This window comes from Halogeometricum pallidum JCM 14848, assembly GCF_000337095.1.
In the GTDB taxonomy this organism is placed as follows: Archaea; Halobacteriota; Halobacteria; order Halobacteriales; family Haloferacaceae; genus Halogeometricum; species Halogeometricum pallidum.
Window position 1 is genome coordinate 293,544 of record NZ_AOIV01000041.1, and the last position, 26,723, is coordinate 320,266.

26 protein-coding genes and 1 tRNA gene are annotated in these 26,723 nt (G+C 66.2%); 16 read left to right on the forward strand and 11 right to left on the reverse strand.

Annotation, left to right across the window (positions count from 1 at the left end; genetic code table 11):
* From C474_RS17765 to C474_RS17775, 3 genes are all read right to left on the reverse strand, one after another.
* Complete coding sequence (locus tag C474_RS17765) at nucleotides 1-387, reverse strand: DUF7318 family protein (RefSeq protein WP_008389295.1); 387 nt, start codon at nucleotides 385-387, stop codon at nucleotides 1-3.
* Entirely contained in the window at nucleotides 388-1,053 is a 666-nt protein-coding gene (locus tag C474_RS17770) for a plastocyanin/azurin family copper-binding protein (protein WP_049917152.1), read from the reverse strand.
* Nucleotides 1,054-1,149: 96 nt separating this feature from the next.
* Nucleotides 1,150-1,989 carry a DUF7319 domain-containing protein gene (locus tag C474_RS17775; RefSeq protein WP_008389298.1) on the reverse strand — a complete coding sequence of 280 codons (840 nt, stop codon included), beginning with the start codon at nucleotides 1,987-1,989 and terminating at the stop codon, nucleotides 1,150-1,152.
* Nucleotides 1,990-2,125: 136 nt separating this feature from the next.
* On the opposite strand from C474_RS17775, the gene C474_RS17780 reads away from it, so the two are divergent.
* Nucleotides 2,126-2,605, forward strand: coding sequence for a DUF7321 family protein (locus C474_RS17780; protein ID WP_008389300.1), 480 nt, complete (start codon nucleotides 2,126-2,128; stop codon nucleotides 2,603-2,605).
* An 18-nt stretch (nucleotides 2,606-2,623) separates the two neighbouring features.
* Here the strand turns inward: C474_RS17780 and nth are convergent, their stop codons facing one another.
* Both nth and C474_RS17790 read right to left on the reverse strand, forming a co-directional pair.
* Nucleotides 2,624-3,307, reverse strand: a complete 684-nt coding sequence (gene nth, locus C474_RS17785; RefSeq protein ID WP_008389302.1) for an endonuclease III — start codon at nucleotides 3,305-3,307, stop codon at nucleotides 2,624-2,626.
* Between the two features lie 59 nt (nucleotides 3,308-3,366).
* Entirely contained in the window at nucleotides 3,367-3,732 is a 366-nt protein-coding gene (locus C474_RS17790; protein WP_008389304.1) for a response regulator, read from the reverse strand.
* A gap of 85 nt (nucleotides 3,733-3,817) precedes the next feature.
* Between C474_RS17790 and C474_RS17795 the strand changes: the two genes are divergently transcribed.
* Nucleotides 3,818-6,733, forward strand: a complete 2,916-nt coding sequence (locus C474_RS17795) for a PAS domain-containing protein (protein ID WP_008389305.1) — start codon at nucleotides 3,818-3,820, stop codon at nucleotides 6,731-6,733.
* Nucleotides 6,734-6,759: 26 nt separating this feature from the next.
* A complete protein-coding gene (locus C474_RS23380; RefSeq protein WP_008389306.1) occupies nucleotides 6,760-6,885 on the forward strand; it encodes a hypothetical protein in 126 nt (41 codons plus the stop codon).
* A 98-nt stretch (nucleotides 6,886-6,983) separates the two neighbouring features.
* On the opposite strand, the gene pan1 is transcribed toward C474_RS23380, so the two are convergent.
* Nucleotides 6,984-8,201 (reverse strand): proteasome-activating nucleotidase Pan1, encoded by a 1,218-nt coding sequence (gene pan1 / locus C474_RS17800; RefSeq protein WP_008389307.1) that lies wholly within the window; start codon nucleotides 8,199-8,201, stop codon nucleotides 6,984-6,986.
* 194 nt (nucleotides 8,202-8,395) lie between these two features.
* Between pan1 and C474_RS17805 the strand changes: the two genes are divergently transcribed.
* The 4 genes from C474_RS17805 to rad50 are packed head-to-tail and all read left to right on the forward strand — an operon-like array spanning nucleotide 8,396 to nucleotide 13,318.
* Nucleotides 8,396-8,659 (forward strand): winged helix-turn-helix domain-containing protein, encoded by a 264-nt coding sequence (locus tag C474_RS17805; RefSeq protein ID WP_008389308.1) that lies wholly within the window; start codon nucleotides 8,396-8,398, stop codon nucleotides 8,657-8,659.
* A gap of 25 nt (nucleotides 8,660-8,684) precedes the next feature.
* The gene (locus C474_RS22830) at nucleotides 8,685-9,203 is read left to right on the forward strand and encodes a hypothetical protein (RefSeq protein WP_008389309.1); all 519 of its coding nucleotides are present in this window, start codon (nucleotides 8,685-8,687) and stop codon (nucleotides 9,201-9,203) included.
* The gene (gene mre11, locus C474_RS17815) at nucleotides 9,200-10,633 is read left to right on the forward strand and encodes a DNA double-strand break repair protein Mre11 (RefSeq protein WP_008389311.1); all 1,434 of its coding nucleotides are present in this window, start codon (nucleotides 9,200-9,202) and stop codon (nucleotides 10,631-10,633) included. Before C474_RS22830 ends, mre11 begins: the two co-directional genes overlap by 4 nt.
* A complete protein-coding gene (gene rad50, locus C474_RS17820) occupies nucleotides 10,634-13,318 on the forward strand; it encodes a DNA double-strand break repair ATPase Rad50 (RefSeq protein ID WP_008389312.1) in 2,685 nt (894 codons plus the stop codon).
* A 34-nt stretch (nucleotides 13,319-13,352) separates the two neighbouring features.
* Here rad50 and C474_RS17825 read toward each other — a convergent pair whose 3' ends face one another.
* From C474_RS17825 to C474_RS17835, 3 genes are all read right to left on the reverse strand, one after another.
* Nucleotides 13,353-13,787, reverse strand: a complete 435-nt coding sequence (locus C474_RS17825; protein ID WP_008389314.1) for a DUF7346 family protein — start codon at nucleotides 13,785-13,787, stop codon at nucleotides 13,353-13,355.
* Nucleotides 13,788-13,844: 57 nt separating this feature from the next.
* Nucleotides 13,845-14,237, reverse strand: a complete 393-nt coding sequence (locus C474_RS17830; protein ID WP_008389316.1) for a DUF7322 domain-containing protein — start codon at nucleotides 14,235-14,237, stop codon at nucleotides 13,845-13,847.
* A gap of 76 nt (nucleotides 14,238-14,313) precedes the next feature.
* Nucleotides 14,314-14,502, reverse strand: coding sequence for a DUF7331 family protein (locus C474_RS17835; protein ID WP_008389317.1), 189 nt, complete (start codon nucleotides 14,500-14,502; stop codon nucleotides 14,314-14,316).
* 155 nt (nucleotides 14,503-14,657) lie between these two features.
* Here C474_RS17835 and C474_RS17840 point away from each other — a divergent pair, with 155 nt between their 5' ends.
* The 4 genes from C474_RS17840 (at nucleotide 14,658) to sufD (ending at nucleotide 21,169) form a co-directional block, all read left to right on the forward strand.
* Nucleotides 14,658-17,384: a DNA-directed DNA polymerase gene (locus C474_RS17840; protein ID WP_008389318.1), complete on the forward strand. Its 2,727-nt coding sequence runs from the start codon at nucleotides 14,658-14,660 to the stop codon at nucleotides 17,382-17,384.
* 196 nt (nucleotides 17,385-17,580) lie between these two features.
* A complete protein-coding gene (locus tag C474_RS17845) occupies nucleotides 17,581-18,492 on the forward strand; it encodes an ABC transporter ATP-binding protein (protein ID WP_008389319.1) in 912 nt (303 codons plus the stop codon).
* 36 nt (nucleotides 18,493-18,528) lie between these two features.
* The gene (sufB, locus tag C474_RS17850) at nucleotides 18,529-19,959 is read left to right on the forward strand and encodes a Fe-S cluster assembly protein SufB (RefSeq protein WP_008389320.1); all 1,431 of its coding nucleotides are present in this window, start codon (nucleotides 18,529-18,531) and stop codon (nucleotides 19,957-19,959) included.
* Between the two features lies 1 nt (nucleotide 19,960).
* The gene (sufD, locus tag C474_RS17855; RefSeq protein ID WP_008389321.1) at nucleotides 19,961-21,169 is read left to right on the forward strand and encodes a Fe-S cluster assembly protein SufD; all 1,209 of its coding nucleotides are present in this window, start codon (nucleotides 19,961-19,963) and stop codon (nucleotides 21,167-21,169) included.
* A 120-nt stretch (nucleotides 21,170-21,289) separates the two neighbouring features.
* Here the strand turns inward: sufD and C474_RS17860 are convergent, their stop codons facing one another.
* Nucleotides 21,290-22,948, reverse strand: a complete 1,659-nt coding sequence (locus tag C474_RS17860; RefSeq protein ID WP_008389322.1) for an alpha-amylase family protein — start codon at nucleotides 22,946-22,948, stop codon at nucleotides 21,290-21,292.
* A gap of 198 nt (nucleotides 22,949-23,146) precedes the next feature.
* On the opposite strand from C474_RS17860, the gene C474_RS17865 reads away from it, so the two are divergent.
* The 5 genes from C474_RS17865 (at nucleotide 23,147) to C474_RS17885 (ending at nucleotide 25,845) form a co-directional block, all read left to right on the forward strand.
* Complete coding sequence (locus C474_RS17865) at nucleotides 23,147-23,644, forward strand: rubrerythrin (protein ID WP_008389324.1); 498 nt, start codon at nucleotides 23,147-23,149, stop codon at nucleotides 23,642-23,644.
* Nucleotides 23,645-23,672: 28 nt separating this feature from the next.
* Nucleotides 23,673-24,113 carry a metal-dependent transcriptional regulator gene (locus C474_RS17870; RefSeq protein ID WP_008389326.1) on the forward strand — a complete coding sequence of 147 codons (441 nt, stop codon included), beginning with the start codon at nucleotides 23,673-23,675 and terminating at the stop codon, nucleotides 24,111-24,113.
* A gap of 88 nt (nucleotides 24,114-24,201) precedes the next feature.
* Nucleotides 24,202-24,399: a hypothetical protein gene (locus C474_RS17875; RefSeq protein ID WP_008389328.1), complete on the forward strand. Its 198-nt coding sequence runs from the start codon at nucleotides 24,202-24,204 to the stop codon at nucleotides 24,397-24,399.
* Nucleotides 24,400-24,542: 143 nt separating this feature from the next.
* Nucleotides 24,543-24,615, forward strand: a tRNA-Gln gene (locus tag C474_RS17880).
* Between the two features lie 264 nt (nucleotides 24,616-24,879).
* Nucleotides 24,880-25,845 (forward strand): diacylglycerol/lipid kinase family protein, encoded by a 966-nt coding sequence (locus C474_RS17885; protein ID WP_008389330.1) that lies wholly within the window; start codon nucleotides 24,880-24,882, stop codon nucleotides 25,843-25,845.
* A 102-nt stretch (nucleotides 25,846-25,947) separates the two neighbouring features.
* On the opposite strand, the gene C474_RS17890 is transcribed toward C474_RS17885, so the two are convergent.
* A complete protein-coding gene (locus C474_RS17890) occupies nucleotides 25,948-26,715 on the reverse strand; it encodes an alanyl-tRNA editing protein (protein WP_008389332.1) in 768 nt (255 codons plus the stop codon).
* Nucleotides 26,716-26,723: the final 8 nt, after the last annotated feature.

Sequence of the window (26,723 nt, forward strand, 5' to 3'; positions counted from 1 at the left end):
TTACCTCTTGTAGTACGGGTAGACGGCGCGCTTGACCTGGTCCCACGCCCCGGTCCCGAAGTCGGTGCCCTCCACTTGGTCCTCACGGATGTAGACGTCTTCCCACTTCCGACGCCGTTTCTTGACTATCACCACGTCCGGGAGGAACTCCTTGCGGTACAGCGCCAGAATGAAGGCGAGGTCGATGAAGACGACGGCGAGGATGCCGCCGAGGAACATGTTCCCCGTGTCGGACAGTCCCCATCCGGAGACGAGCCCATAGGTGAACATGAACACGAAAACGACTTCGATGATGGCCAGGAGGACGATGGCGATGGCCGCGGCGGTGCTCTCGCGGGCCGGTTCGTAGCGGTGGATGTCCCCGTAGGTGCTGCCGCTGGAAGACATCTATCCGTTCCTCCCCGTGCCCGTGTGTGCGGACTCGCCGTACTTCAGGATGTAGAACGTGAAGATGGCCGTCACGATGATGCCGAGGATGGTGGCGGCGCCGACCCAGTGAGCCTGAATCGGGACGCCGAGTTCTTCGAGTTCCTTCTCGCCGCCCCCGCCGCTGCTCGGATTCTCGACCACTTCGACGGTGCCGACCATCCCGGCCGACTCGTGCGGTTGGCAGTGGTACTCGTAGGTGCCGAGCGTGCTGAACGTGTGGGTGTAGGTGAACCCCTCGTTCTCGATGGGTTCGTGACCGGACCAGCTCGAACCTTCGGGCGTGCTGTCCGGGACGATGTTGTGGTTGTCCGACATCCAGACGAACTCCACCGTCGTGCCGGGGGCGATTTGGAGTGCTTCGTCGGTGCCGGGGGTGAAGACGAGGGAGCCGCCGGGGCCGACTTCGACCGTCTTCGACGCGCCGCCGCCACCGCCGCCACCGCCGCTACCTGCTCCGGTGCCGGTGCCTCCGGAACCGGTTCCTGTTCCTGCCCCTGTCCCGGCGGTGCCAGACCCGCCGGACGTCGAAGTGCCCTCTTGGGCGGCCCCGACTCCGGCGGCGGCAGAGGCCGTCGCGGTCGCGGCAGGGACGCTTGCCGCTCTCAGAAAGTCCCGCCTTTTCATACAGAAAATTCTCAGGATGGAACGCGCTTAAACCCACCGACTCCCCCCGCCATCGGCCCGCTGTCGGCGTCTTAGTCCCCCTGTGGAACGGGCGTCTCAGGTCCCGCCGGGTCGTCCGTCAGTTCCGGACTCGTCGGTCGTCTCGGTGGATTCGAGCGCCGCACCACTCGCGTCGTCGACGGGGACGAAGTCGGGTCGGCCGTGCTCGCGGACCGCCCGGAGTCGGTTGCGGTACTCCTCGGTCCGAAAGCGGTCCGAGAGGCGGGCGTTCGCCACGACGACGAACAGGAAGAAGCCGACGAGGAGGAAGAACGCGGCGACGACGGGCGGGACGATGTTTATCTGTCGCCCCGAACTGAACGGGATGAAGTCGGTGAACAGCCACAGTCCGAGGAGGACCAGACCGCCGAGCATCTGTCCGCCGGCGATTATCTGGAGGATGGTGTTGCCGAGTTCGCTCGACTGCTCGACGACGGCGTCGGGGTCCGGGAGCGCGTAGTTCTCCGGCGGTTCCTGCACCTCGAAGTCCTCCATCGAACAGAGGACGAGCGAGGGTTCCACGTCGCGGTAGACGGTCCCTTCGCCCTCCAGCGACCCGTCGGCGCCGACCAGCGCGTACCCCTCGTCGGAGTAGACGAGCACGTGCGGTTCGCCGTCGACGGCGACACGTTCGACGACGCCGAATATTTCCCGCCGGGCGACCCGGTTCTTCAGTTCCTTCTCCAGTCGGACGAGCAGTTCCTCGCCGACGATCCACGAGTCGGGGTCGAACGCCGCCTCCCACTCCTCGGCGGTCATCTCCGCCATGTCCTCCGGCCCGAAGTCGTCGAAGTCGTACTTCTCCTCGACCTCTTGGCGCAGGGCCTCCAGTTCGACGTCGCTCGGGTCCGAGGGCGGCCGCTCCGCGTCGGCCTGTTCGTCTGGCGATTCGCTCATCGGCCGGAGATTGGAGGTGAACCACTGTTAGGGTGACGGTCGGTTCTCGGTGTTTGAGGAGGGGCCCTCGGGTGCGACCGGCGTACGTCACCCCGGAGTCGGGCCATTTAGGCCGCTTCGCTCCTAACCCTCGGCGATGGCATCCGAGTCGACCATCGCGACGGTCGCCGCGCTGATGGTCACGGCCAGCTTTCCGTTCTACATCTACGGCGCGTGGTACATCATCGAGGCCGAGACGGTGACGTGGGACGTGCTCGTCCGCCACCTCTCGTTCATCGTCCCCGGACTGGTGCTCAACACGATTCCCGTCGTCTTCTGGATGGCGCCGCGCCTCCTCGTGCAACTCGGCGGCCTCTCGGCGCTCCACGCGGTGCTCGGACTCCAGGCGTACGCGATGCTCACGTTCGCGCTCACGGGCATCGTCCGCATCTTCCAGGCCAAGCGGAACGCCGACCTCTATCACAACCCCGACCAGGAGATAGACTTGGACGACCTCCACGAGAACATGGGCGCCTGGCGCGGCCGCCTCCGCGTCGGCGTCGTCGGCTACGTGCTGTTCTGGCTTCTGGCGTGGTTCCTCGGCGCCTACCAGTACCTCTCCTCGTACGTGTTCTGAGCCCCGCTTCGCCCCCGCTCACCACGCCTCGCCGCTGGCTAAGTCGACCTCGCTGTCGAGCTTCGAGGACGGGCAGACGTCTTCGAGGACGCACGCCCCGCAGTCGGGGTTGCGCGCGGTGCAGACGGCCCGTCCGTGGCTGATGAACAGATGCGTGAGCTGCTGCCAGTCCTCCTCGGGGACGACGGGCATGAGGTCCTCCTCGATTCGCTCGGGACGCTCCTCCTCGGTGATTCCTAACCGCCGGGAGAGCCGCTGGACGTGCGTGTCGACGACGATTCCCTCCACCACGTCGTGGCCGTGCTGGAGGACGACGTTCGCCGTCTTCCGGCCGACGCCCGCGAGGTCGGTCAGTTCGCTCATCGTGTCCGGCACCTCGCCGCCGTGCTTCTCGACGATGTCCGCGGCCGCAGACCGGATGTACTTCGCCTTGTTGTTGTAGTAGGTGATAGAGCCGATGTCGTCGGCGAGTTCCTCCTGGTCGGCCGCCGCGAACGCCTCGGCGGAGGGGTACTTCTCGAAGAGGTCGGCGGTCACGGAGTTCACCCGTTCGTCGGTGCACTGCGCCGACAGCACCACCGCGACGAGCAGTTCGAGGCGGTTCGAGAACTGCAGGGAGATGGTCGTGTCGGGGTACTCCTCGTAGAGTCGGTCGAGTATCTCTCGCACCTGCGCGTCGCGAGCGTCGAGCGGTGTTCCCATACTCGGCGATGGCGGCCCCCGATGTTGAGTGGTTCGGGTCCGCGTCGGTCGGTCTCGGGTCAGGACAAGGCCTGTCGCACCGCGTCGAGGAACCCGTCCCGCGTGACCGGTTTGACCAGGTACGCGGCGACGTCCTCCTCGGCGACGTGGGCGTCGGGTCGGTAGGCGCTGACGACGACGACGGGACGGTCGCCGCCGAGGCGGTCCAGCACTTCGGGTCCCGAGAGCGCCGGCAGTTTCCGGTCGAGGACGAGCGCGTCCACGTCGTCGGTGGCAGCGGCCAGCGCCGCCTCGCCGTCGAGGGCGGTGAGGACGGTCACGTCCTCCCAGTCGGCGAGCCACAGCTCGTAGGTTCCCAGCAGGTCCTCGTCGTCCTCGACGACGAGAACGGTTCGCCCCCCCGACTCCGTCGGCTCGCCTTCCATAGAGAAGAGACGGCCGGTACGTTCAATAGCGTAGCGGTACAGCCGGACCGGGAGTCCTTATAGCTTCAAGCCCCTATAGTTGGCTATGCATACGGGGCCTTCTGGAGGGGAGGACGCTTCGACCGAGCAGGTCATCGCCGAACCGGCGGAGATTCTCGAACGCGTCTCCGACGCGTTCTACGCTCTCGACACCGAGTGGCGCTTCAGATACGTCAACGAGCAGGCAACGAAACTGCTCGACCGCTCCGAGGAGGACCTGCTGGGCCGCTCGGTCTGGGAGGCGTTCCCGGGCGCCGCCGAGACCGTCGTCTGGCCCGAGTTCCACGAGGCGATGGAGACGCAGGAATCGACCAGCTTCGAGTTCTACTACGATTTCCTGAACGGTTGGTTCGAGGTGAGCGCCCACCCCTCCGAGACGGGACTGTCCGTCTACTTCCGCGACGTGACGGCCGAGAAAGAGCGGGAGCGGCGGCTCGCAGAGACGCGGCGACGGTACCGGACGCTCGTCGACAACTTCCCCAACGGCTCGGTGGCGCTTTTCGACCACGACCTGCGGTTTCTCGTCACCGGGGGCGACGCCGACAAACTGAACGGCATCCGGTCCGAGCGGCTGTCGGCCTTCGAGAACGACGATTTGGTGGGTGAACGGCTCTCGGACGTAGTGTCTCCCGACGTGGTCGACGAGGTGGAACCCCACTACCGGGCCACCCTCGACGGGGAGACGCGGACGTTCTCGCTTCCCATCGGCGACCGGGTCCACCGCCTCCGGACGGTCCCGGTCCGCGGGGAGGACGGCGACGTGCTCGCCGGCCTCGCAATCTCCCAGGACGTCACCGAGCGCTTCGAGAAACAGCGGGAGTTGGAGAACCGCTCGAACCAGCAGGAGATGATCGCGGAACTCGGACGGTTGGCGCTGGAACATCCGCCCTTAGACGACCTGTTCGACCGGGCGACGGAGGCCGTCGCGGAGACGCTCGGAAACGACTACTGCAAGGTGTTGGACCTCACCGACGACGGTCGGGAGCTATTCCTCCGCTCGGGCGTCGGGTGGAAGCCGGGGCACGTCGGCGAGGCGTCCGTCGCCAACGACGAGCACACGCAGGCCGGTTACACTCTGCTGTCCGAGAACCCGGTCGTCGTCGACGACCTCGCGACCGAGACGCGCTTCTCCGGTCCGGACCTCCTCATCAACCACGGCGTCGTCAGCGGAATCAGCACGACCATCGGCCCCGTCGACGACCCCTGGGGTATCCTCGGCACCCACGACACCGAGGAGCGGTCGTTCACGGAGTACGACGTGGACTTCGTCCAGAGCGTCGCCAACATCCTCGCGACGGCCATCGACCACCGCGAGTTCGAGCGCGAGCGACGGTCGCAGCGCGAGCGACTGGCGGCGCTGAACGACCTGAACTCGCTCGTCCAACAGATATCCGAATCCGCGGTCAAGCAGTCGACTCGCGCGGAGATAGAGCACCTCGTCTGCGACGCGTTGGCCACCTCGGACTCCTACGTGTTCGCGTGGATCGGCGAGGCGGACGAGGCGACGGGCGACATCGTCGCGCGGAGCGAGGCCGGCGTCGAGGACTACATCGCGAACATCAGGCTCAACGTCGACGGACCCGGTCGGGACGGCCCGACCGTGCAGGCGCTTCTCACTGGGGAGATGCAGGTCGTACAGGACGTCGACGAGAGCACGAACTACGCCCCCTGGCGCGGCCACGCGAGGGCGTACGGCTACCGGTCGTCGGCGGCGATTCCGGTCGGATTCGGGAACGACCGGTACGGCGTTCTGAACGTCTACTCCGAGCGCCCCGGCGCGTTCGGGGCGGAGGAGCGGACGGCGCTCTCGCGTCTCGGAACCATCGTCGGCCACGCGCTCCGGTCGGTCGAGCGGGACCGACAACTCCGCGAGAGCGAGCGACGCTACCGGACGCTCGCGGAGAACATCCCGAACGGCGCCGTCGCCCTCGTCGGCACCGACCTCACCTACCTGCTCGCGGCGGGGTCGAACTTCGACGATGCGGACCTCGACCCCGGGGACATCGAGGGCACACACATCGACGACGTGACGTTCCTCCCGCAGGAGGTGCTCGAACCGGTGAACGACGCGCTCAGAGCGGCGCTGGCGGGCGAAACGAGGACCATCCGAGCCGACCTCGAGAACCGAGTAGTGGAGTTCCGCACGGTCCCCGTCCACGACGAGGGCGGCGAGGAGATTCGAGCCGCGATGATACTCTCGCAGGACATCACCGAACGCGTCCGCCGCGAGGAGGATTTGGAACACGAACGGGAGCGACTCGAACTGATGAACCGGCTCATCCGCCACAACCTCCTCAACAGCCTCAACGTCGTGGACGCTCGCCTGGAGTTCGTCGAGGAGAAGGTCGACGCGAGCGTCGCCGAGCATCTGGCGACCGCGCGGAAGCGGACCGACTCGATGATCGAACTCGTCCAGACGATCCGCTCGCTGATGAACGCCATCGTCGAGGCGGACGGGGTGATGCTGGAATCCGTCTCGCTCGACGAGTGTATCCGCGCCAAACTGACCGCCACGCGGGAGCTATACCCCGACGCGGAACTCGCGTACGAGGGGCCGACGGACGTGACCGTCGTGGCGAACGAACTGCTCGGCGAGGTGGTCGAGAACCTCCTCGTCAACGCCGTCCAGCACAACGACAAGCCGACGCCGAAGGTGACCGTCGACGCCGTCGTCGACGGGGAGACGGTGACGCTCGTGGTTTCGGACAACGGTCCCGGCGTCGACCCCGACCTCGAATCGCGGGTGTTCGACAAGGGGGCCAAGGGGTTCGAGAGCCCGGGCACCGGGTTCGGCCTCCACCTCGTCCGGGAAATCGTCGAGGCGTACGGCGGCGACGTCTCCGTGGAGAACCGACCGGAGGGCGGGGCGACGTTCCGCGTGGTGCTCCCGCGGGCGAGCGACGACCCGGACGGCGCCGAAACCGAATCCGAGTCCGAGTCAGACTCCGAGGTGGATAGTTAAGTCCCCGCGCGCGGAACCGACGCGGTATGGTAGACACCGACGCGCCCCCCTGGCGCGCCGCCCTCGGGACGTTCGCCGGCTACGGCGGAATACTGCTGTTGCTGTTCGTCGTCCTGTTTCTCCTGCCGTACGCCGTCGTCAGTGCGCTCTGAACGACGCCGCGAACAGAAAAGTTCGGCTTCCGCGCTCTCCGTCGCGCCGTCCGAAAACGCCGACCGGAGGTCGGCGTCGCTCCGCCCTCGAATCCGACTTACGCGAACGCGCGGGAGGCGTCGGCGTCGTCGTCGGTCTCGGCCTGAATCTTCTCCCAGGCGGAGACGAAGTCGTTCATGTATATCTCCGTGCGGTCGTCGCGGATGGCGAACATGCCGGCCTCGGTGCAGATGGCCTTCACGTCGGCGCCGGAGGCGTCGTCGGCCATCTCGGCGAGTCGCGCGAAGTCCACGTCGTCGGCGACGTTCATGTTGCGCGTGTGGATCTGGAAGATTATCTCGCGGCCCTCCATGTTGGGCTTGGGAACCTCGATGAGGCGGTCAAAGCGGCCCGGCCGGAGGATGGCGGGGTCGAGCATATCGAAGCGGTTCGTCGCCGCGATGATGCGGATGTCGCCGCGTTCGTCGAAGCCGTCCATCTCGGACAGCAGTTGCATCATCGTGCGCTGGACCTCCGCGTCGCCGGACGTCTTCGAGTCCGTGCGTTTCGAGGCGATGGCGTCTATCTCGTCGATGAAGAGGACGGCGGGTTCGTTCTCGCGGGCGACCTCGAAGAGGTCGCGGACGAGTTTCGCACCCTCGCCGATGAACTTGTGGACAAGTTCGGAGCCGGCCATCTTGATGAACGTCGCGTTCGTCTGGTTGGCGACGGCCTTCGCCAGCATCGTCTTCCCGGTGCCCGGCGGACCGTAGAGGAGGACGCCGGACGGGGGCTGGATGCCCACTTTCTCGAACATCTCGGGGGATTCGAGCGGCATCTCGACGGTCTCGCGGACCTCGTTCATCTGCTCTTCGAGGCCGCCGATGTCGGCGTACGTCACGTCGGGGCTGTGCTCGACCTGCATGACCCGAGCGCGCACGTCCGTTTCGTTGTCGAGTCGCTTGACGATAGAGAGAGAGTTGTTGACGGCCACGCGGGAGTCGGGCTCTAACTCCTCGCGCAGTTCGTCGGTGACTTCCGTGAGGGCCTCTTGGTTGTTGCCGTGCTGTTTGATGATGACGCCCTCGTCCGTTATCTCTTGGACGGTGGCGACGAACAGGGGCGACTGTTTGAGCTTCTTGTTCTCGTGCGTGAGTCGCTCCAACTTCTGCTGGTACTTGTTGTTCTCAGCGTTCGCGTCCAGCAACTTGTCCCGCATCTCTTCGTTCTGAGATTCGAGGACATCGAGGCGCTCTTGGAGCGCCTGAATTTTCTCCTGCTGCGACGCCGCGTCCTCTTCGTAGGGAAGGTCGACGTCGTCCACAGTGTCGGTCATCGTCTGCTGTAGGGTAGCGTTTCATAAGAGGCTTCGGGTAGCCGGCCTTTCTGACCATCTCGCGGCCGATACGGTTTCGTGCTGTCGGCCGCTGTCCCCGTCGCGTTCCGGGGCGTCCGACCGAATTAATTCACAGAGGTAATAATTCGATACAGCAAATATTATTACGCTACATCCACCAGATGAGGGTACGAATGAGCACCACCGAGGTAGTCGGGACGGACGAGGGGTCGAGCGACCGCTGGGAACCGATTCGCGAGATGCCGCCGAGCGCGAAACTCGTGGCGAAAGTGCTGGACTACGACGACACGCTGACGCAGAGCCAACTCGCCGAGGAGACGCTCCTCCCGCCGCGGACGGTCCGATACGCCCTCTCGCGTCTCGAAGACGCGGACGTCGTCGACTCGCGGTTCTCCTTCTCCGACGCCCGCAAGCGGCTCTACACACTGAACATTTAAACCGGAGCGCGGGTCCAGACGCCCCGTGACCCGCGTCTCGTCCTCCCCTTCGACCGCCGCACACGGTTCTCAAACCGCTTCGGATCCGTCGGCCGTCTCCGATTCGAAGCCGGAGGCGCCCGCGCCTTCCCCCGATTCCGTCCGCACCGCGCTCAGAGCGCTGGCGACCGACGGTCCCCCGTCGCCGGGGTCGGCGTTCCGGGAGACGGTCGCCGAGGCCGACGCGGCGACGCCGTCCGCCCCCGACGCCGCGGCGTTCGTCTGCGCGGGCCGACTCCCCGAACTCTCGCGGGCCGTGGCCGACGCCGAGGCGGCCGGTGAGACGCGCGTCGCGGCGACCGGACGACGCGCGCTGGCGACTCTCCGGCGACTCGACGCGGCCGCCGGGCGCGCATTCGGTTCTGACCCTGAGGATGCCGAGCGCGTGGCGACCACAGACGGGGGGTTCGACGACTCCGGCGGACCGGGGGACGACGGCCGCGACCACTTCCGCCGCGGTCACGACATCGTTTTACCGCGGACCGACCAATCCGCGAACAGATGACACGGGTGATACACACCGGGGACACCCACGTGGGGTACCAGCAGTACCACTCGCCCGAACGGCGTCGGGACTTCCTCGACGCCTTCCAACGGGTGGTCACAGACGCCGTCGAGGAGGAGGTGGACGCCGTCGTCCACGCGGGCGACCTGTTCCACGACCGGCGGCCGGAACTCCGCGACCTGCTCGGCACCATCGAGGTGCTCAGGGAACTCGACGACGCGGGCATCCCCTTCCTCGCCGTCGTCGGCAACCACGAGTCGACCCGCGGCGGGCAGTGGCTGGACCTCTTCGAGAACCTCGGCCTCGCCGAACGCCTCGGAGACGAACCCCGACTCGTCGGCGACACCGCCTTCTACGGCCTCGACCACGTCCCGAAGTCGCGCCGCGACGAGTTGACGTACGACTTCGAACCGCACGACGCCGCCCACGCCGCCCTCGTCGGTCACGGCCTGTTCACGCCGTTCGCCCACGCCGATTGGCAGACGGAGACGGTGCTCGGGGAGTCGAACGTCGAGTTCGACGCCTTCCTCGTCGGCGACAACCACGCGCCGGGCACCGAACGCGTGCTGGAGACGTGGGTGACGTACTGCGGGTCGACCGAACGCGCAAGCGCCGCCGAGGCGGAGGCCCGGGGCTACAACCTCGTCGAGTTCGGCGCGGAGGTGGACATCCGCCGGCGCTCGCTGGAGACGCGACCGTTCGTGTTCGTCTCCGTGGACCTCGCCGAGGGGGAGGGGGCCGACCGCGTCCGCGAGCAGATTCGCCAGCGCGACGTGACCGACGCCGTCGCCATCGTCGAACTGACCGGCGAGGGCGACCCGGTGACGCCCGCCTCCGTCGAGGAGTTCCTCACCGAACGGGGGGCGCTCGTCGCCCGCGTGACCGACCGCCGACAGACCGAGTCCGAATCGGAACTGAGCGTCTCGTTCGCGGACCCCGACGACGCGGTGCGCGAACGCGTGACCGACCTCGGCCTGTCGACGGCCGCCCGCGACGTGGAGGAGACGGTCCGTTCGAGCAAGACGGCCGACTCGAAGGTCCGCGAGGAGGTGAAGACCCACGTCGACTCGCTGGTCGAGGCGGACGACCTCGCGGCGTTCTCGCCGGCCGAGAGCGGTGACGACGGGGCCGACTCAGCAGGAACCGGGACCGACGCCGGGGAGGCCGAATCCGAGGCTGCCGGGGACGAAAATGGAGAACGGTCGCCCGAGGACGCGCCGGAGACAGAGGTCGTCGAAGCGGGCTCGGGCGAGACGGACGGCGGCGAAGTCACCAATGTCGCCGGAGACGACGACGACACCGGGACGGACACCGCAACCGTCGGAGACGACACCGCCGACGCCGCTGACGACACCGATACCACCGACGACACCGCCGACGCCGACGACACCGACGACTCGGACGGCCAGTTCACCATGGAGGACTTCTAAATGCGCTTCGACCGGATTCGACTCCAGAACTTCAAGCCCTACGCCGACACCGACCTCGAACTGACCGACGGCGTGACCGTGATCCACGGGCTGAACGGCAGCGGGAAGTCCTCGCTGCTCGAAGCCTGCTTCTTCGCGCTGTACGGCGCGCACGCGCTGGACGAGACGCTGGAGGACGTGATGACCACCGGCACCGAGGAGGCCGAAGTCGAGTTGTGGTTCACGCACGACGGCGCCTCCTACCACATCGACCGGCGCCTCCGGAAGTCCGGCGACCGGGTCCAGACCGCAAAGTGCGTGCTCGAAGGTCCAGAGACGACCGTCGACGGGTCGCGCGACGTGCGCGGGTTCGTCACCGACCTCCTGCGGATGGACGCCGAGGCGTTCGTCAACTGCGCGTACGTCCGGCAGGGCGAGGTGAACAAACTCATCAACGCGACGCCGGCCCAGCGGCAGGACACGATAGACGAACTGCTCCAACTCGGCAAACTGGAGGAGTACCGCGTCCGCGCGGGCAACGCCCGCCTCGGCGTCGAGGACGTGTTGACCGAACGGCGCGGCGGCCTCTCGAAGGTCGACTCGCAGATAGAAGCCAAGGAGGACGCCGACCTCCACGCGCGGTTGAACGCCTTGGAGACCGAGCTCGGCGAGGTCGACGCGAAGATAACGAACTACGAGGAACAGCGAGAACGGGCGGTGTCGACGCGCGAGGACGCCCAAGACGTCCTCGAATCCTATCGCGAGAAGCGCGCGGAACTGGACGACCTCGACGAGGATATCGCCGACCTGCGCGAGACCATCGAGGCCGACGAGCGAAAGCGGGAGTCGCTCCGGAGCGAGGTCGGCGAGGCGCGGGACAGAGTCGAGGAACTCCGCGCCCGCATCGACGACCTGCGCTCGGAGGCGGACCTCGACGAGGCGACGGCGGACGCCGTCGCGGCCCGGCGCGAGGAACTCGACGCCCGGGAGGAGACGGTGCGCGAGGACCTGACCGACGCGCGGCAGCGCCGGACGATGCTGTCGAACCAGGCCGAGAAGCTCCGCGAACGCGCCGAGGAGTTCGAGTCCCGAGCGACCGAGAAGCGCTCCCGAGCGGAAGAGTTAGACGACGCCGCAGAGGAGGCCGAGGCCGAACTCGAACAGCGGCGAGAGCGACTGGAGACGCTCGAAGGAGAACTCGACGACCTCGAAGCCGAGTTCGCGGACGCACCCGCCGAACTCGGCGGCGCGTCGGCGCACCGCGAGGAGGTTCGGGAGGCGTTAGCCGACGTGCGCGAGCGACTCACCGAGGCGAACGCCGAACTGGAGAACGTCCGCGACAGGGCCGAGGAGGCGCGGGAACTCCGCGACGCGGGCAAGTGTCCCGAGTGCGGTCAACCCGTCGAGGACTCCCCGCACGTCGACGCCATCGGCGAGTACGAGGAGCGCATCGAGGAGCTAGAGAGGACGCTGTCGAACCTCCGCGACCGGCGCGAGACGCTCGAATCGAAGGTCGAGCGAGCGGAGGAACTGGTCGAGGCGGAGAACAGGGTCGGCGAACTCCGGAGCAGTCGGGACCTGTTCGAAGAGCGCATCGACGACGCCGAGGAGACCGTCGAGGAGCGCCGAACCGAGGCCGAGTCGCTGCGCGAGACGGCCGACGAACTCGACGCGGAGGCCGAGGAGAAGTGCTCGGCGGCGTCGACGCAGGCGGAGGCGGCCGAGGAGGCCGGAGCGACCGTCGTCGAACTCGAAGCCGACGTGGAGGCGGTTGCGGACGCCGAGGAGCGACTCGACGCGCTCTCCGACCGACTCTCAGCGCTCGAAGAGACCCACTCGGAGATAGACCGCCTCGAAGAGCGGCGGGAGAACGTCGCCGAACTGAACGACGAGCGCCGGGAGCGGCTGGCCGAGAAGCGCGAGCGTCGCTCGTCGCTCGCCGAGGAGGTGGACGAATCGACCGTCGAGGACGCCCGAGAGCGCGAGGAGAAGGCGGCGGACTACGTCGAGCAGGTGGACGAGGCGTTGGCGACCCTCCGAGAGGAGCGCGACGAACTCCAGAGCGACGTGGGGGGCGTGAAAGGCGAACTCCGGCAGTTGGAGGAGCTCCGGGAGGACCGCGAGGAGCTCGCGGCCCGCGTCGACGCCCTCGAATCGCTCCACACCGAGATAGAGGAACTGGAGGCGATGTACGGCGACCTGCGCGCGGAACTCCGCCAGCGCAACGTCGAGAGCCTCGAACGGATGCTGAACGAGACGTTCGACCTCGTCTACGGCAACGACGCCTACTCGCGCATCCGCCTCGACGGCGAGTACGAACTGACGGTGTTCCAGAAGGACGGCACCGCGTTGGACCCCGAGCAGTTGTCCGGCGGCGAGCGTGCGCTGTTCAACCTCTCCCTGCGCTGCGCCATCTACCGCCTCCTCGCGGAGGGAATCGAGGGGGCGGCGCCGATGCCGCCGCTCATCCTCGACGAACCGACCGTCTTCCTCGACTCCGGGCACGTCTCGCGCCTCGTGGACCTCGTCGACGAGATGCGCGACCTGGGGGTCCGACAGATAATCATCGTCAGCCACGACGAGGAACTGGTCGACGCGGCGGACGAACTCGTGACGGTGGAGAAGGACCCGACGAGCAACCGGTCGTCGGTGCGACAGGAGGACGCGGCGGCCCTCGCCGCTGCGGAGTCGCTCGCCGACGACTGACGCCGACGGGGTCGACGGCCGGGCCGACGGCCGGCTACTCCGCTCGGCGTCCGCCCCGGAGTTCGGTGACCGCTCGCTTCGTCGTCTCCGTCGCGGCGTAGCCGCGTTCGCCGTAGACGGTCGTCTCTTCGAGGAGCCCCGCCGCGCGGAACTCCCCGAGGAGGCCGTGGAGGTCGGACTCGCAGAGGTCGTAGGCCTCCAGCAGTTCGACCACCGAGACGGCCCCGCGGTCGGACAGTTCGACGAGCAGTCCCAGCGAACGCTCGTCGTGGACGGCCGTCATCAACCGCCTGACGGGCCCCGAGACGGCCGACGCCGCGGTCGAAAGCGGGGGGTCGCCCTCGAACGTCACGTCGTCGTTCTCGACGTACCGCTCCTCGCCCGTCTCCGGGTCGCGGACGCGACTGGAGTCGCCGGAGCGTTTGACGAGCAGGTAGCGCTTGCCGTCGCCGTCGCGGACCGTCTGCATGGTCGAGCGGAGGGCGGTGAGACGAATAGGGGTTGCGCTCGGGTCGGTCGGACGGGCTCAGGCTTCGTCGGTTTCGCTCTCGTCTGTTCCGGCGACGTCGGTTTCGGTTTCGTCGGCCTCGTCGCCCTCGCGGAAGTCGCGGTAGAAGTAGTACGCCCGGACGAGGGCGAACGCGCCGACGGCGACGGCCCCCCCGCCGATGATGAGATTCCCCCGGAAGTAGACGAGCATCGCACCGATGCTGATGCCCGCGACGGCGACGTTCACGAGGACGACGGTGGCCCAGAAGGCCCGCTGGAGGTCGCCGTCGATGGGCGTCTCCTCGTCGGGTTCGGAGTTCGGGACGTCGACGGCGGGGACGTTCGATAGCTCCGCCTCGGGGTCGCCCCAGCGCTCCTCGGGGTTTTCCTCGTCCGGCTCGTCGGGCCACGGGTCCGAGTCGCGCGACACGTCCGCGGGGACGGCGGGGGTGACGAAAAGCGGTTCGTTTCGCGGCGCGCCGGGTGGACGTTCGTGTCCGTCCCGCCTACACGAACTCCTTCAGCGTGACTGTTCGCGTCGTCTCAACCCACGCGAGCGGGTTCTGCGGGTCGTAGAAGACGACTCCGCCGTCGATGTCGTAGGACTCGACGTCGTCGAGTCCGTTCGCTTCGCCCGCCGACGACTGCGCGGCAGGCGACCGATCCGTCCGCTTCGAGTTCGCGTGGTCGGTCATGGTAGTACAGCATGGTATGGGATGACACACTAAATGTGTTGTGTATTCGCACCTTCTTTTCCTGACATATATTTTGCCGCTAACGATAGTCGCCGAGACGGGGGTACAACGGCGAAAAGCCGAGGTTTTTAGCCGGGAGTGCCGAACGGGTCGGCATGAAGCAGGCAGGCCTCACGGACGGCGATTGGGGTGGTGGCGGCGACGCCGACGGCGCGCGGCCGCAGGCCGAGGCCGAACACGTCGCGGGCAACGGGAGCCAGCACGTCTCGGACGTCGTCGACGCCGAGGAGATACGGTTCCCCGACGCCGACGGCACCGTCGAACTCGCCGTCACGCAGGTGGACTACACCGTCGAGGGGAGCGGTAACCACGAGTACCCGGTCGTCCACGTCTTCGGTCGCACGCGCGAGAACGAGACCGAGCACATCCGCGTGCTCGGGCTCGAGCCCTACTTCTACGCGCCGACCGACACGCTGGACGACGACCTCCTCGATAAGTCGGTCATCACGCGGACCGAGGCGGGGTACGAGAGCATCCGCGGCGAGGACCTGACGAAAATCTGCACGCGCACGCCGCGGGACGTCGGGCAGATTCGCGACGAGTTCGACCACTACGAGGCGGACATCCTCTTTCCCAACCGCCTCCTCATCGACAAGGACATCCAGAGCGGCATCTGCGTCCCCGCGCGCCGCCTCGACGACGAGGACGGCACCGTCCAGGTGCCGCACGACGAAGTCGTCCCCATCGACGTCGAGGCCGACCTGCGCGTGAACACCTTCGACATCGAGGTGAACGACCGCGCGGGGTTCCCCGAGGAGGGCGAAGAGCCAATCATCTGTCTCACCTCCCACGACTCCTACCGCGACGAATACATCGCGTGGCTCTACAACGCCCCGGAGGCCGGCGACGGCGTCGAGGCGCCGACCGACCTCGGCGACTACCAACCGCTGGACGACGCCACGGAGGTCGAGATTCGCGCGTTCGACCGCGAGGGCGAGATGCTCGACGCCTTCGTCCGGTACATCGAGGAGACGGACCCGGACGTGCTCACCGGCTGGAACTTCGAGGACTTCGACATGCCGTACTTCCTCGACCGACTGGACGTCGTGAATCCGACCTCCGACTACGACTTGGACCCCGACCGACTCTCCCGTATCGGTGAGGTGTGGCGGAGCGGATGGGGCGGCCCCGACGTGAAGGGACGCGTCGTGTTCGACCTGCTGTACGCCTACAAGCGCACGCAGTTCTCCGAGTTGGAGTCCTATCGCTTGGACGCCGTCGGCGAACTCGAACTCGACGTGGGCAAAGAGCGCTACACCGGCAGCATCGGCGACCTCTGGGAGGAGGACCCGAAGCGACTGCTCGAGTACAACGTCCGCGACGTGGAACTCTGCGTCGAGATAGACCGCAAGCAGGACGTCGTCGCCTTCTGGGACGAGGTGCGGACGTTCGTCGGGTGCAAACTGGAGGACGCGACGACGCCCGGTGACACCGTCGACATCTACGTCCTGCACAAGGTCCACGGCGAGTTCGCGCTCCCCTCGAAGGGCCGCCAGGACGCCGAGGAGTACGAGGGCGGCGCCGTCTTCGACCCCATCACGGGCGTCAAGGAGAACGTCACCGTCCTCGACCTGAAGTCGCTGTACCCGATGTGCATGGTGACCATCAACGCGTCGCCGGAGACGAAAGTCGACCCCGAAACGTACGAGGGCGAGACGTTCCACGCGCCCAACGGGACGCACTTCCGGAAGGAACCGGACGGCATCATTCGGGAGATGGTGGACGAACTCCTCGAAGAGCGCGAGGAGAAAAAGCGCCTGCGCAACGAGAACGACCCCGGCAGCGCGGCATACGAGCAGTTCGACCGCCAGCAGAGCGCGGTGAAGGTCATCATGAACTCGCTGTACGGCGTGCTGGGCTGGGACCGCTTCCGCCTGTACGACAAGGAGATGGGCGCCGCCGTGACGGCGACCGGTCGCGAGGTCATCGAGTTCACCCAGCGAACGGCCGACGAGATGGATTACTCTGTCGCATATGGGGACACCGACAGCGTCATGCTCGAACTCGGCCCCGACGTCTCGAAGGAGGACGCAATCGAGCAGTCGTTCGACATCGAGGAGCGAATCAACGACGCCTACGACGAGTTCGCGCGCGACCAACTCGGCGTCGACTTGGACGGCGGGGAGGAGCACCGCTTCCAGATCGAGTTCGAGAAGCTGTATCGACGGTTCTTCCAGGCGGGCAAGAAGAAGCGCTACGCCGGCCACATCATCTGGAAGGAGGGCAAGGACGTCGACGACATCGACATCACCGGCTTCGAGTACAAGCGCTCGGACATCGCTGCCGTCACGAAGGAGGTCCAAAAGGAGGTCATCGAGATGATCGTCTACGGGGAGTCCAACGACACGATCAAGGAGTACGTCCACGAGGTCATCTCCGACTTCCAGGAGGGGAACCTCCCGCTGGACGAGGTGGGGATACCGGGCGGTCTCGGCAAGCGCCTCGACGCCTACGACACGCGCACCGCACAGGTCCGGGGGTCGCTGTACGCCAACGCCTTCCTCGGGACGAACTTCGGTCGCGGGTCGAAGCCGAAACGCATCTACCTCGCGAAGGTCCACCCCTCGTGGTTCCGCCGGATGGAAGACGAGAGGGAGTTCGACCCGCAGCGAGATGACCTGTACGGGCAGTTCAAGCGCGACCCGGACGTCATCTGCTTCGAGTACGAAGACCAGGTGCCCGAGGAGTTCGAGGTGGCCTGGGACACGATGCTGGAGAAGACGTTAGAGGGTCCCATCGCCCGCATCATCGAGGCGCTCGGGATGTCGTGGGACGAGGTAAAGTCGGGCCAACAGCAGACTGGGCTCGGGAGCTTCATGTGAACGCGGCGCACGTGGCGGCGATGGGTGGAGGCGGCGGAAATACGGGCTTCGCTCGTCGCCGGATTCGAGATGCGGTCCAAACACACCCTTTCTGAAAAGCAAATAAATTTTCTCTCGCGTTAAGCGAGCGGTGGCGAATGCGTAACCATTATGCGTCGCACTACCCTCCGTTCTCGTACGAGGCGACGAGACAACAATGGCTACACTCGAAATCAAGAACCTCCACGCGAAAGTCGCGGAGGACGACGGTGAAACGATTCTTCGTGGCGTCGACCTGGAAGTCAAATCGGGCGAGATCCACGCGCTGATGGGTCCGAACGGCTCCGGGAAGTCGACCACCTCGAAGGTCATCGCGGGACACCCCGCCTACGAGGTGACCGACGGTGAGATCCTCCTGCACCTGGAGGACGACGAGTTCGGCGACGACGTCGAGATACCCGAGGACAAGCGCACGTGGAACCTCCTCGATCTGGAGCCGAACGAGCGCGCGGCGCTCGGCATCTTCCTCGGCTTCCAGTACCCCGCGGAGATAGAGGGCGTCACGATGACGAACTTCCTCCGCACGGCGCTCAACGCGAAGCTCGAAGAGCGCGAGGAGCTGTTCGAGGGCGACGAGGACGAGGAAGCCGAAGAGGAGGAGTCCGGCTACGAGACCTCCCCGATGGAGGGGCCCGCCGACGAGGGCGAGATCGGCGTCGCCGAGTTCCAGCAGCTCCTGAAGGAGAAGATGGAGCTTCTGGACATGGACGAGAAGTTCGCCCAGCGCTACCTCAACGCCGGCTTCTCCGGCGGCGAGAAAAAGCAGAACGAGGTGCTGCAGGCGGCCATCCTCGAACCGTCCATCGCGGTGCTCGACGAGATCGATTCGGGGCTTGACATCGACCGCCTGCAGGACGTCTCGAACGGGATCAACGCCCTCCGCGACGAGCAGGGCACGGGCATCCTCCAGATCACCCACTACCAGCGCATCCTGGAGTACGTCGAACCCGACCACGTCCACATCATGCTCGACGGCGAAATCGCCAAGAGCGGCGACGCGTCGCTCGCAGAGCAGCTCGAGGACGAGGGGTACGACTGGGTCCGCGAGGAAGTCTACGGGACAGCCTAATACGCGTCGAGCCCGCAACTACAACTACACATCATCATGAGTTCAGATCAAAACCACCTCAAAGAAACCGACACGGAAGCTCGCTTCGAGTTCAAGAAGGAGCAGAATTCGTCGTTCCAGGCTGAGAAAGGCCTGACCGAGGAGACGATTCGCGTCATCTCCGAGGACAAAGACGAACCCGAGTGGATGCTGAAGCGGCGCCTCCGCGCGCTGAAGCAATTCCAGAAGATGCCGATGCCGACCGACTGGCCCGGCCAGCCCGACCTCTCGGAGGTCGACGTCAACGAGATCGTCCCGTACATCCGACCCGACGTGGAGACGCGCGGGAGCGTCGACGACTGGACGGACCTGCCGGACGAGATCAAAGACACCTTCGACAAACTGGGCATCCCCGAGGCCGAGAAGAACGCGCTCTCGGGCGTCGGCGCCCAGTACGAGTCCGAGGTCGTCTACCAGAACATGCAGGAGCGCTGGCAGGACAAGGGCGTCGTCTTCATGAACATGGACCAGGCGGTCCAAGAGCACGAAGACCTCGTCAAGGAGTACTTCATGACGAAGTGCGTCCCCCCGAGCGACAACAAGTTCGCCGCGCTTCACGGCGCCATCTGGTCGGGCGGGTCGTTCGTCTACGTCCCCGAGGACACGACGGTCGACATGCCCGTGCAGGCGTACTTCCGCATGAACTCGGAAGGCATGGGTCAGTTCGAGCACACGCTCATCATCGCCGAGGAGGGCTCCGAGGTCCACTACATCGAGGGCTGCTCGGCGCCGAAGTACTCGGCGTTCAACCTCCACTCCGGCGGCGTCGAAGTGTTCGTCGGCGAGGACGCCCACGTGCAGTACTCGACCGTGCAGAACTGGTCGAAGAACACGTACAATCTCAACACCAAGCGCGCCATCGTCGAGAAGAACGGCCGCATGGAGTGGATTTCCGGCTCCATGGGGTCGAAGGCGACGATGCTGTACCCCGCGACCATCCTGAAGGGCCGCGGCGCCTCCGACAACCACATCACCATCGCCTTCGCGGGCGAGGGCCAGAACATCGACACCGGCGCGAAGGTCTACCACAACGCGCCGGACACGAAGTCGACCATCGAGTCGAAGTCCATCTCGAAGGACGGCGGCCGGACGAACTACCGCGGCCTCGTCCACATCTCCGACGGCGCGCGCAACTCCTCGACCGCAGTGGAGTGTGACGCGCTGATGTTCGACAACGAGTCCACCTCGGACACGATGCCGTACATGGAGATCAACGAGTCCACCGTCGACGTGGCTCACGAGGCGACCGTGGGAAAAATCGGCGACGAGGACATCTTCTACCTCCAATCGCGCGGCCTCGACGACGACGACGCCAAGCAGATGATCGTCTCGGGCTTCATCGAGCCCATCACGGAGGAACTGCCCATCGAGTACGCGGTCGAACTGAACCGCCTCGTCGAACTGGAGATGGAGGGTAGCCTCGGGTAATATGAGTGCGCAGCTACCAGCCAGCCTCTCGGAGGAGACGGTCAGAGAGATATCCGACGGGCGCGACGAGCCCGAGTGGCTCCTCGAGACCCGTCTGAACGCGCTCGAAGCGCTCGAAGAGGTCGACCTCCCGGACGTCATCCAGACGCCCGGTCGCCGCTGGACGGACCTCGAATCGCTCGACTACGAAGAGCTCGTCGACCCGCTGAACCAGTCCGACGAGACCGAACGCGTCACCGACGAGGGCGTCCACGTCCTCCCGTTCACCGACGCGTTCGAGGAGTTCGGCGACGTGCTCGAAGAGAACTTCGGGGCGACGCTCGACCCCGAGTCGAACTACCTCACCGCGCTGTCGACGGCGCTGTTCACGACGGGGACGTTCATCTACGTGCCCGAGGGCGTCGACGCCGAGGACGTGAAGGTCCGCGCGGAGATGAACTCGAAGTCGCTGTTCAGCCACACGCTCGTCGTCACCGAGCAGTCCTCCTCCGTGACGATTCTCGAACGCATCGAGAGCGGTGCGGAGACCGAGGGCGACCGGTACTTCTCGAACCTCGTCGAAGTCGCGACGGGCGAGAACTCCTACGTCCAGTACGGTTCGCTGCAGAACCTCGACGACGACACGTACCACTACACGCTCAAGCGCGGCGACGCCGGCGTGTACGGTACCATCAACTGGATCGAGGGCAACATGGGCTCTCGGCTCACGCGCTCTGACGTCGAGACCGAACTCAACGGCGACTCCTCGGAGACGCAGATCGTCGGCGCGTTCTTCGGCCACGAGGACCAGCACCTCGACCTCAACGCCCGCGTCTGGCACCAGGCCGAGAACACGACCGCCGACCTCGTGACCCGCGGCGTCCTCGACGACGAGGCGCGCTCGGTGTACGAGGGCGTCCAGGACGTCGGCCGCGACGCGTGGAACACCTCCTCGTACCAGCGGGAGAACACGCTGATGCTCTCCGATGAGTCCGAGGCGGACGCGTCGCCGAAGCTCATCATCCACAACCACGACACCGAGGCCTCCCACTCCGCGACGGTCGGTCAGGTCGACCAAGAGGACCTGTTCTACATGACCTCGCGGTCGGTGCCGGAGCGGCAGGCCCGCAACATGCTCGTGGAGGGCTTTTTCGTGCCCGTCCTCGACGAAATTGCGGTCGATGAGTTCCGAGAGGACCTCGAAGAACTCATCTCCGCGCGCCTGCGGTAGGCGCGCTCTCTGCGTTCTCTGTGCGGACCTCTGCGAATTTTTGTTTTCTCTGTCCCTGCGGTGTTCCGACCCGACAGCGGCGGGGACGGCGATGACGACGCGGACCGGTTGAGACGGCCGTCAGGGTCGACCCAGCGGCACCCGCTCTCCCTTCCGGTCGCCGCGCACCCACGCGTAGTCGCAGGCGTCGAGCGAGAACGTGCACTGTCCGTCCTCGACGCGGTACTCGCCGGGGCCGACGACGCGGGTGCAGGCGTCCGCGGGCGGTTCGAACTCGACGGTGACCTCGCGGGACTCGTCGGCGGTGTTGTGCGCGGTGAGGAGGACGGTGCTGCCCTTCGTGAGGCGGTGGACCCACACCTCCTTCGGCGGCACGTCGAGCACCGTGAGGTCGCCCGTCCCGATTTCCGAGCAGAGGCGCCGGGCGTCCACGATGCGCTCGATGCGCCGGAGCAGGGAGTTCGGTTCGACCATCTGGTCGGCGACGTTGATCTCGTCGTAGCCGAACCCCCCCTCGCTCGTCGCGGGGTTGACGAGTTCGGCGGGGTCGGCCGTCGAGAATCCGCCGTTCGCGTTGTCGGACCACTGCATCGGCGTTCTGACGGCCTCGCGTTCGGGCAGCGAGAGGTTCGCACCCATTCCTATCTCGTCGCCCGCGAGCATGACGGGCGTCCCGGGCATCGAGAACATGAGGCTGTTGGCGAGGGCGATTCGGTCGTGGTCGCCGTCGTACAGGTCCGCGAGTCGGAGGCGGTGACCGCGGCCGAATATCCAGGAACTGCCGTCCTCGTCGCCGAAGAACTGCCGACCGTGGTCCATCGCCTCCCACGGCAGTTTCAGGAGGTTCCACTCGTCGTGGTTGCGGAGGAAGTTCGCCCAGTGGCCCACGTGGGAGATGTCGGGGAGAACCTCCAAGGCGCGGTGGAGGGGCCAGGTGTCCTTCACGCCGACGCCGTAGACGAGGTGGGCGTTGAGGACGAAGTTGAACATCATATCGAAGGAGTCGCCGCCGCCGAAGTAGTACGCCAGTTCGTCCGGTTGGTCGTCGGCCTCGGCGAGGAGGACGGCGTCGTCCTTCTTCTCGTGCACCCGCGAGCGCATCCGCTTGAACAGGTCCATCGGGTCGGACAGTTTGGAGCCGTTGTGCCCCTTCGGCATCGTCATCGGGTGCGCGGCGTCGATGCGGAAGCCGTCGACGCCCAAATCGAGCCAGAACTCCAACACCTCGAATATCTCCTTCTGCACGGCGGGGTTCGCCACGTTGAGGTCGGGTTGGAAGTGGTAGAACTGGTGGTAGTAGTGTTTCTCTGCCACCTCGTCGTACGTCCAGACGCCGTCCTCGTAGTCGGGGAAGATGTTCCCGCGCTTCTGGGCGTTGTCGATGTCGCTGGTCCAGAGATAGTAGTCGTGGTACTTCGAGTAGGGGTCACGCCGCGCGCGCTTGAACCACGGATGCTGGTCGGAGGTGTGGTTGAACACCATGTCGATGAGCACCCGGATGCCGCGTTCGTGCGCCCGTTCGAGGAGGTCCGCGAAGTCGCCCAGCGACCCGAGTTTCGGGTCGACGGCGTAGTAATCGGAGACGTCGTAGCCGTTGTCCTGGATGGGACTGGGGTAGAACGGCCGAAGCCACAGACAGTCCACCCCCAGTTGCTCGATGTAGCCGAGGCGGTCGATGAGGCCCCGTAGGTCCCCCCAGCCGTCCCCGTCGGAGTCGTTGAACGTCTTCACGTCGATGGAGTAAATTATCGCGTCGCGGTACCAGTCCGGATTCGCCATACCGTCCCGTTCCAACGGGGGATACGTCACTTTTGCCGTAGTCACCGCCGCCGCCGCCCCGAATCGCGGCGCCGTTCAGCGGGAGGTCCGGAGACGGACGCGACCACCCCGCGACGACCGGAGGGAACCGCTTAAGTCGGTCACAACCCTGCGAACGTGTATGAACGACAGAGTATCGCACGCGCCCGAGGTGACCGTATGAGCGTCGGCCGCCGCGTCACCTCAGACCACCAACTCGCCCGTCTCCTCCAGATCGGCATCGTCTTGGAGGAAGTGGTCGAGGCGCGGGCGCACCACCACTACCAGTCGCTCGCGGACGACGAGCGCGAATCCGACGAGGAGATAGAAGAACTGCTCGAACACGCCGTCGAGGAGTCCGCGGAGCACCGCGACCGCCTGGAGGGTATCATCGCTGACCTCGACGCCGAGAGCATCCCGTTCGAGGACATCGAGACGCTCGTGGAGGCGCAGTACGGAAACACCGAACCCGAGGATTTCGACGGCGTCCTCTACGACCAACTGTGCAACGAGGAGACGGCGTACAAGTTCTACGACGACCTCATCGACGCTATCTCGGCCAGCGAGGCGCAGTTCAGCGTCGACAGAGAACACCTCGTCCGCCTGCTCACCGAGATTCGAGAGGAGGAGGCCGAGGGCGTCGAATCAGTGACCCGAATCATGGAGACGCGTGAATGAGCCGAACGCAGCGACGCGGAGGATTTCGATGAACACCGCAGACCAGTACGTAAAGGCGATTTACCTCCTACAGGAGATGGAAGACGGCCCGGCAGCGACCGGCGCGCTCGCGGACATGCTCGACGTGAGTCCCGCGAGCGCGAACGAGATGATCGGAAAACTCGAGGACCGCGGCCTCGCCGAGCACGAGAAGTACAAGGGCGTCCGCCTCACCGACGACGGCATCGTCCGGGCGCGCGACGCGCTCAAGACCTACTGCATCATCGAGCGGTTCCTCGCGAACGTGCTCGACGTCGAGGAGTTCCGCGCGGAGGCGCGCGAACTCGAACCCGTCATCGACGACATCGTCGCCGACCGACTCGACACCATCATCGACCGCAACGACGAGTGCCCCGACTGCTTCGACCCCGAGACCGACGCGTGCTGTTATCTCGAGGTGGCCGAAGTCGAAGAACGCCCGGCCGACTAAAACCTATCGGACGAATGGACCGGATATAGGCGGATTAACGCGGAAACGATGACGAAGCGTTAAGACGGTTGACCCGCGACAGACGGACATGGTAGGAACGAAGGCTATCGGACGTCTCCTCCGACTCGCCGGTGTGGGACCCGGCGATCGGACGGAGTCGATGGGGAATCCCGAGTTCCCGTACGTCTGCCGCGGATGTGGGACCGCCTACGACGTTCAGTATCATGTCTGTCCGGAGTGCGGCGGGTTCTCCGTCGACCGTCCCCCGGGCGTCGGCGCGGACTGACACCGGGTGACGACGGCGGGCCGAACCCGATGGCTTTTCAAAGCTCGCACGAAGAGTATCGACTGTCGTCTTCGGTGACGAGGAGTCCCGTGGTGGTGAGCAGTTCCGACGGAACTGCGAGGTACACGGGACGAGCGAAGTGAAGTCCCGTGGTGTAGTGGCCAATCATAATGGCCTTTGGAGCCATTGACGGCGGTTCGAATCCGCCCGGGACTATTGTCTGAACGAAAACGCACTTCGAGAGCGGATAGTCTACCGCACTCACAACCGAGACGGTGAGCGCCTTCGCGGGGCGAATCCCTCCGAAACCGTGTTGTCCGACCGAAGCGAGGACGAACGGCGACGAGTCCGCGAGAGAAGAGTGAACTCCGAGTCAGTCACGTCCCGACACGTTCCGCTCCGTCCGACCGGTCCGCCGTCGCCCGCCGTTCCCCCGTTCGAGCGAACAGTTTGTTACGCCTGAACGACGAACGGCTACGTATGAAGCACACGGCGGAGACGACGGTCGACGAACCTGTCGTCGGCGCGATGCCGCAGACGGACCGGGAGCGGTGGGTCATCCTCAACCCGGTGAGCGGGACGGCCGACCACGCCGGACAGGTCCGCGAACTCGCGGCCGAGTGCGGTTATCGGGTTCGAAAGACCGACTACGAGGGTCACGCGGCCGAACTTGCCCAACAGGCGGCGACGGGCGACGTCACCCTGGTCGCCGTCGCCGGCGGGGACGGCACTCTCCACGAAGTCGTGAACGGCCTCGACGACGAGGACGCCCTCGACCGGGTAACCGTCGTGCCCCTCCCGGTCGGAACCGAGAACGTCGTGGCGAACAACCTCGGCGTCCGGAGCATCGAGCAGGGATTCGACGTGGTCGAGACGGGCGCGCGGCGGCGAATCGACCTCGGTGTCGCCGACGGCGAACTGTTCCCGATGTCCTGTATCGCCGGCCTTCTCGCGGACGCGAGCATCGCCACCTCCGACGAACTGAAAGAGCGGTTCGGTTCGATGGCGTTCGTCGTCGCCGGTCTCCAGGAGATGGCGGCGTTCGACGGTCTGCACGTCGATCTGACCGCCGTCTCGCAGGGCGAGGAGACCCGGTGGTCCGGCGAGGCCATCTGCGTCCTCGTCGGGAACATCCGCCGGTTCGCCAAGGAGGGCGGGCAGGCGAACGTCGAGGACGGCCACCTCGAAGTCGTCATCATCGAGCAGATGCCGACGTCGGAGATGGTCGTCGAGGCGCTCACACAACGCGTGCTGGGCGAGGAGACGAAGAACGTCTTCCACGTGCGGGCGAGCCAACTCGAAATCCGCACGGCCGACGAGGAGACGATCGACTTCAGCCTCGACGGCGAACCCCACTCCGACAGCGAACTCGTCTTGTACACCCGCCCCCGCTCGCTCCGCGTCTGCGTCGGCCCCGACTACGACCCCTCGCCGTTCTACTCCTAGCTCCCGTCAACCGCCGTCGGTCAGCGTCCCGCGTGGTCCCCGTGCCGGTCCGCGAATCGCTCCCCCGTCATCTCCGCGACAGCGGCCGCACTCGGCGGCCACTCAGCGCAGGACGAACTCGATTCGCTCCTCGGCCGACCCCTGCGTCCGGCGGCCCGTCACGTCCACGGACCCTATCTCCCCGGTGTCGGCGACGTGAGTCCCGGCGCACGCGGTCCGGTCGAACGGCGCGTCGGCGCCGATGTCGACACCGACGCTCTCCGCGTCCGAATCGACGCTCGCACCCCCTACCTCCACGATGCGAACCTCGGTGATGGAGTCGGGGAGCAGGTGGATGCGCGTCCGCGCGGGGTCCAGCGACGCCTCGGCCGCCTCGCGGTCGAGCGCGTACCACCGCACCGGCCGCGTCTCCTCGACGAGTTCGTTCATGCGCGCCTCGATTCGGTCGAGGTCCGACCGCTCGAACCGCTCGTAGGCGCAGTCGAGGTGCGCGTGGTTCTCGTACAGTTGGTTGCCCGTGGTCTCGGCGTCGTAGAACTCCAGAAGGACCGCCGAGAGGAGGTGCTGGGCCGTGTGGTAGCGCATGTGCGCGTACCGGCGCTCCCAGTCTATCTCGCCGGTGACGGCGGCGCCCGGGTCCGGCGGGTCGCCGTCGAGTGCGTGGAGGACGTCGCCCTTCTTCGTCACGTCCGTGACGTGCCACTCTCGACCCGCCTCGTCCCGGAGTCGGCCGGTGTCGTGCGGTTGCCCCCCGCCGGTGGGATAAAAGCAGGTCCGGTCGAGGACGACCCTGTCGCCGGCGACCGATTCGACCGTCGCCTCGAACGTCCGACGCGTGGTGTCCTCCAAGTAGAGCGGTTCGCTAGACATCTGATACC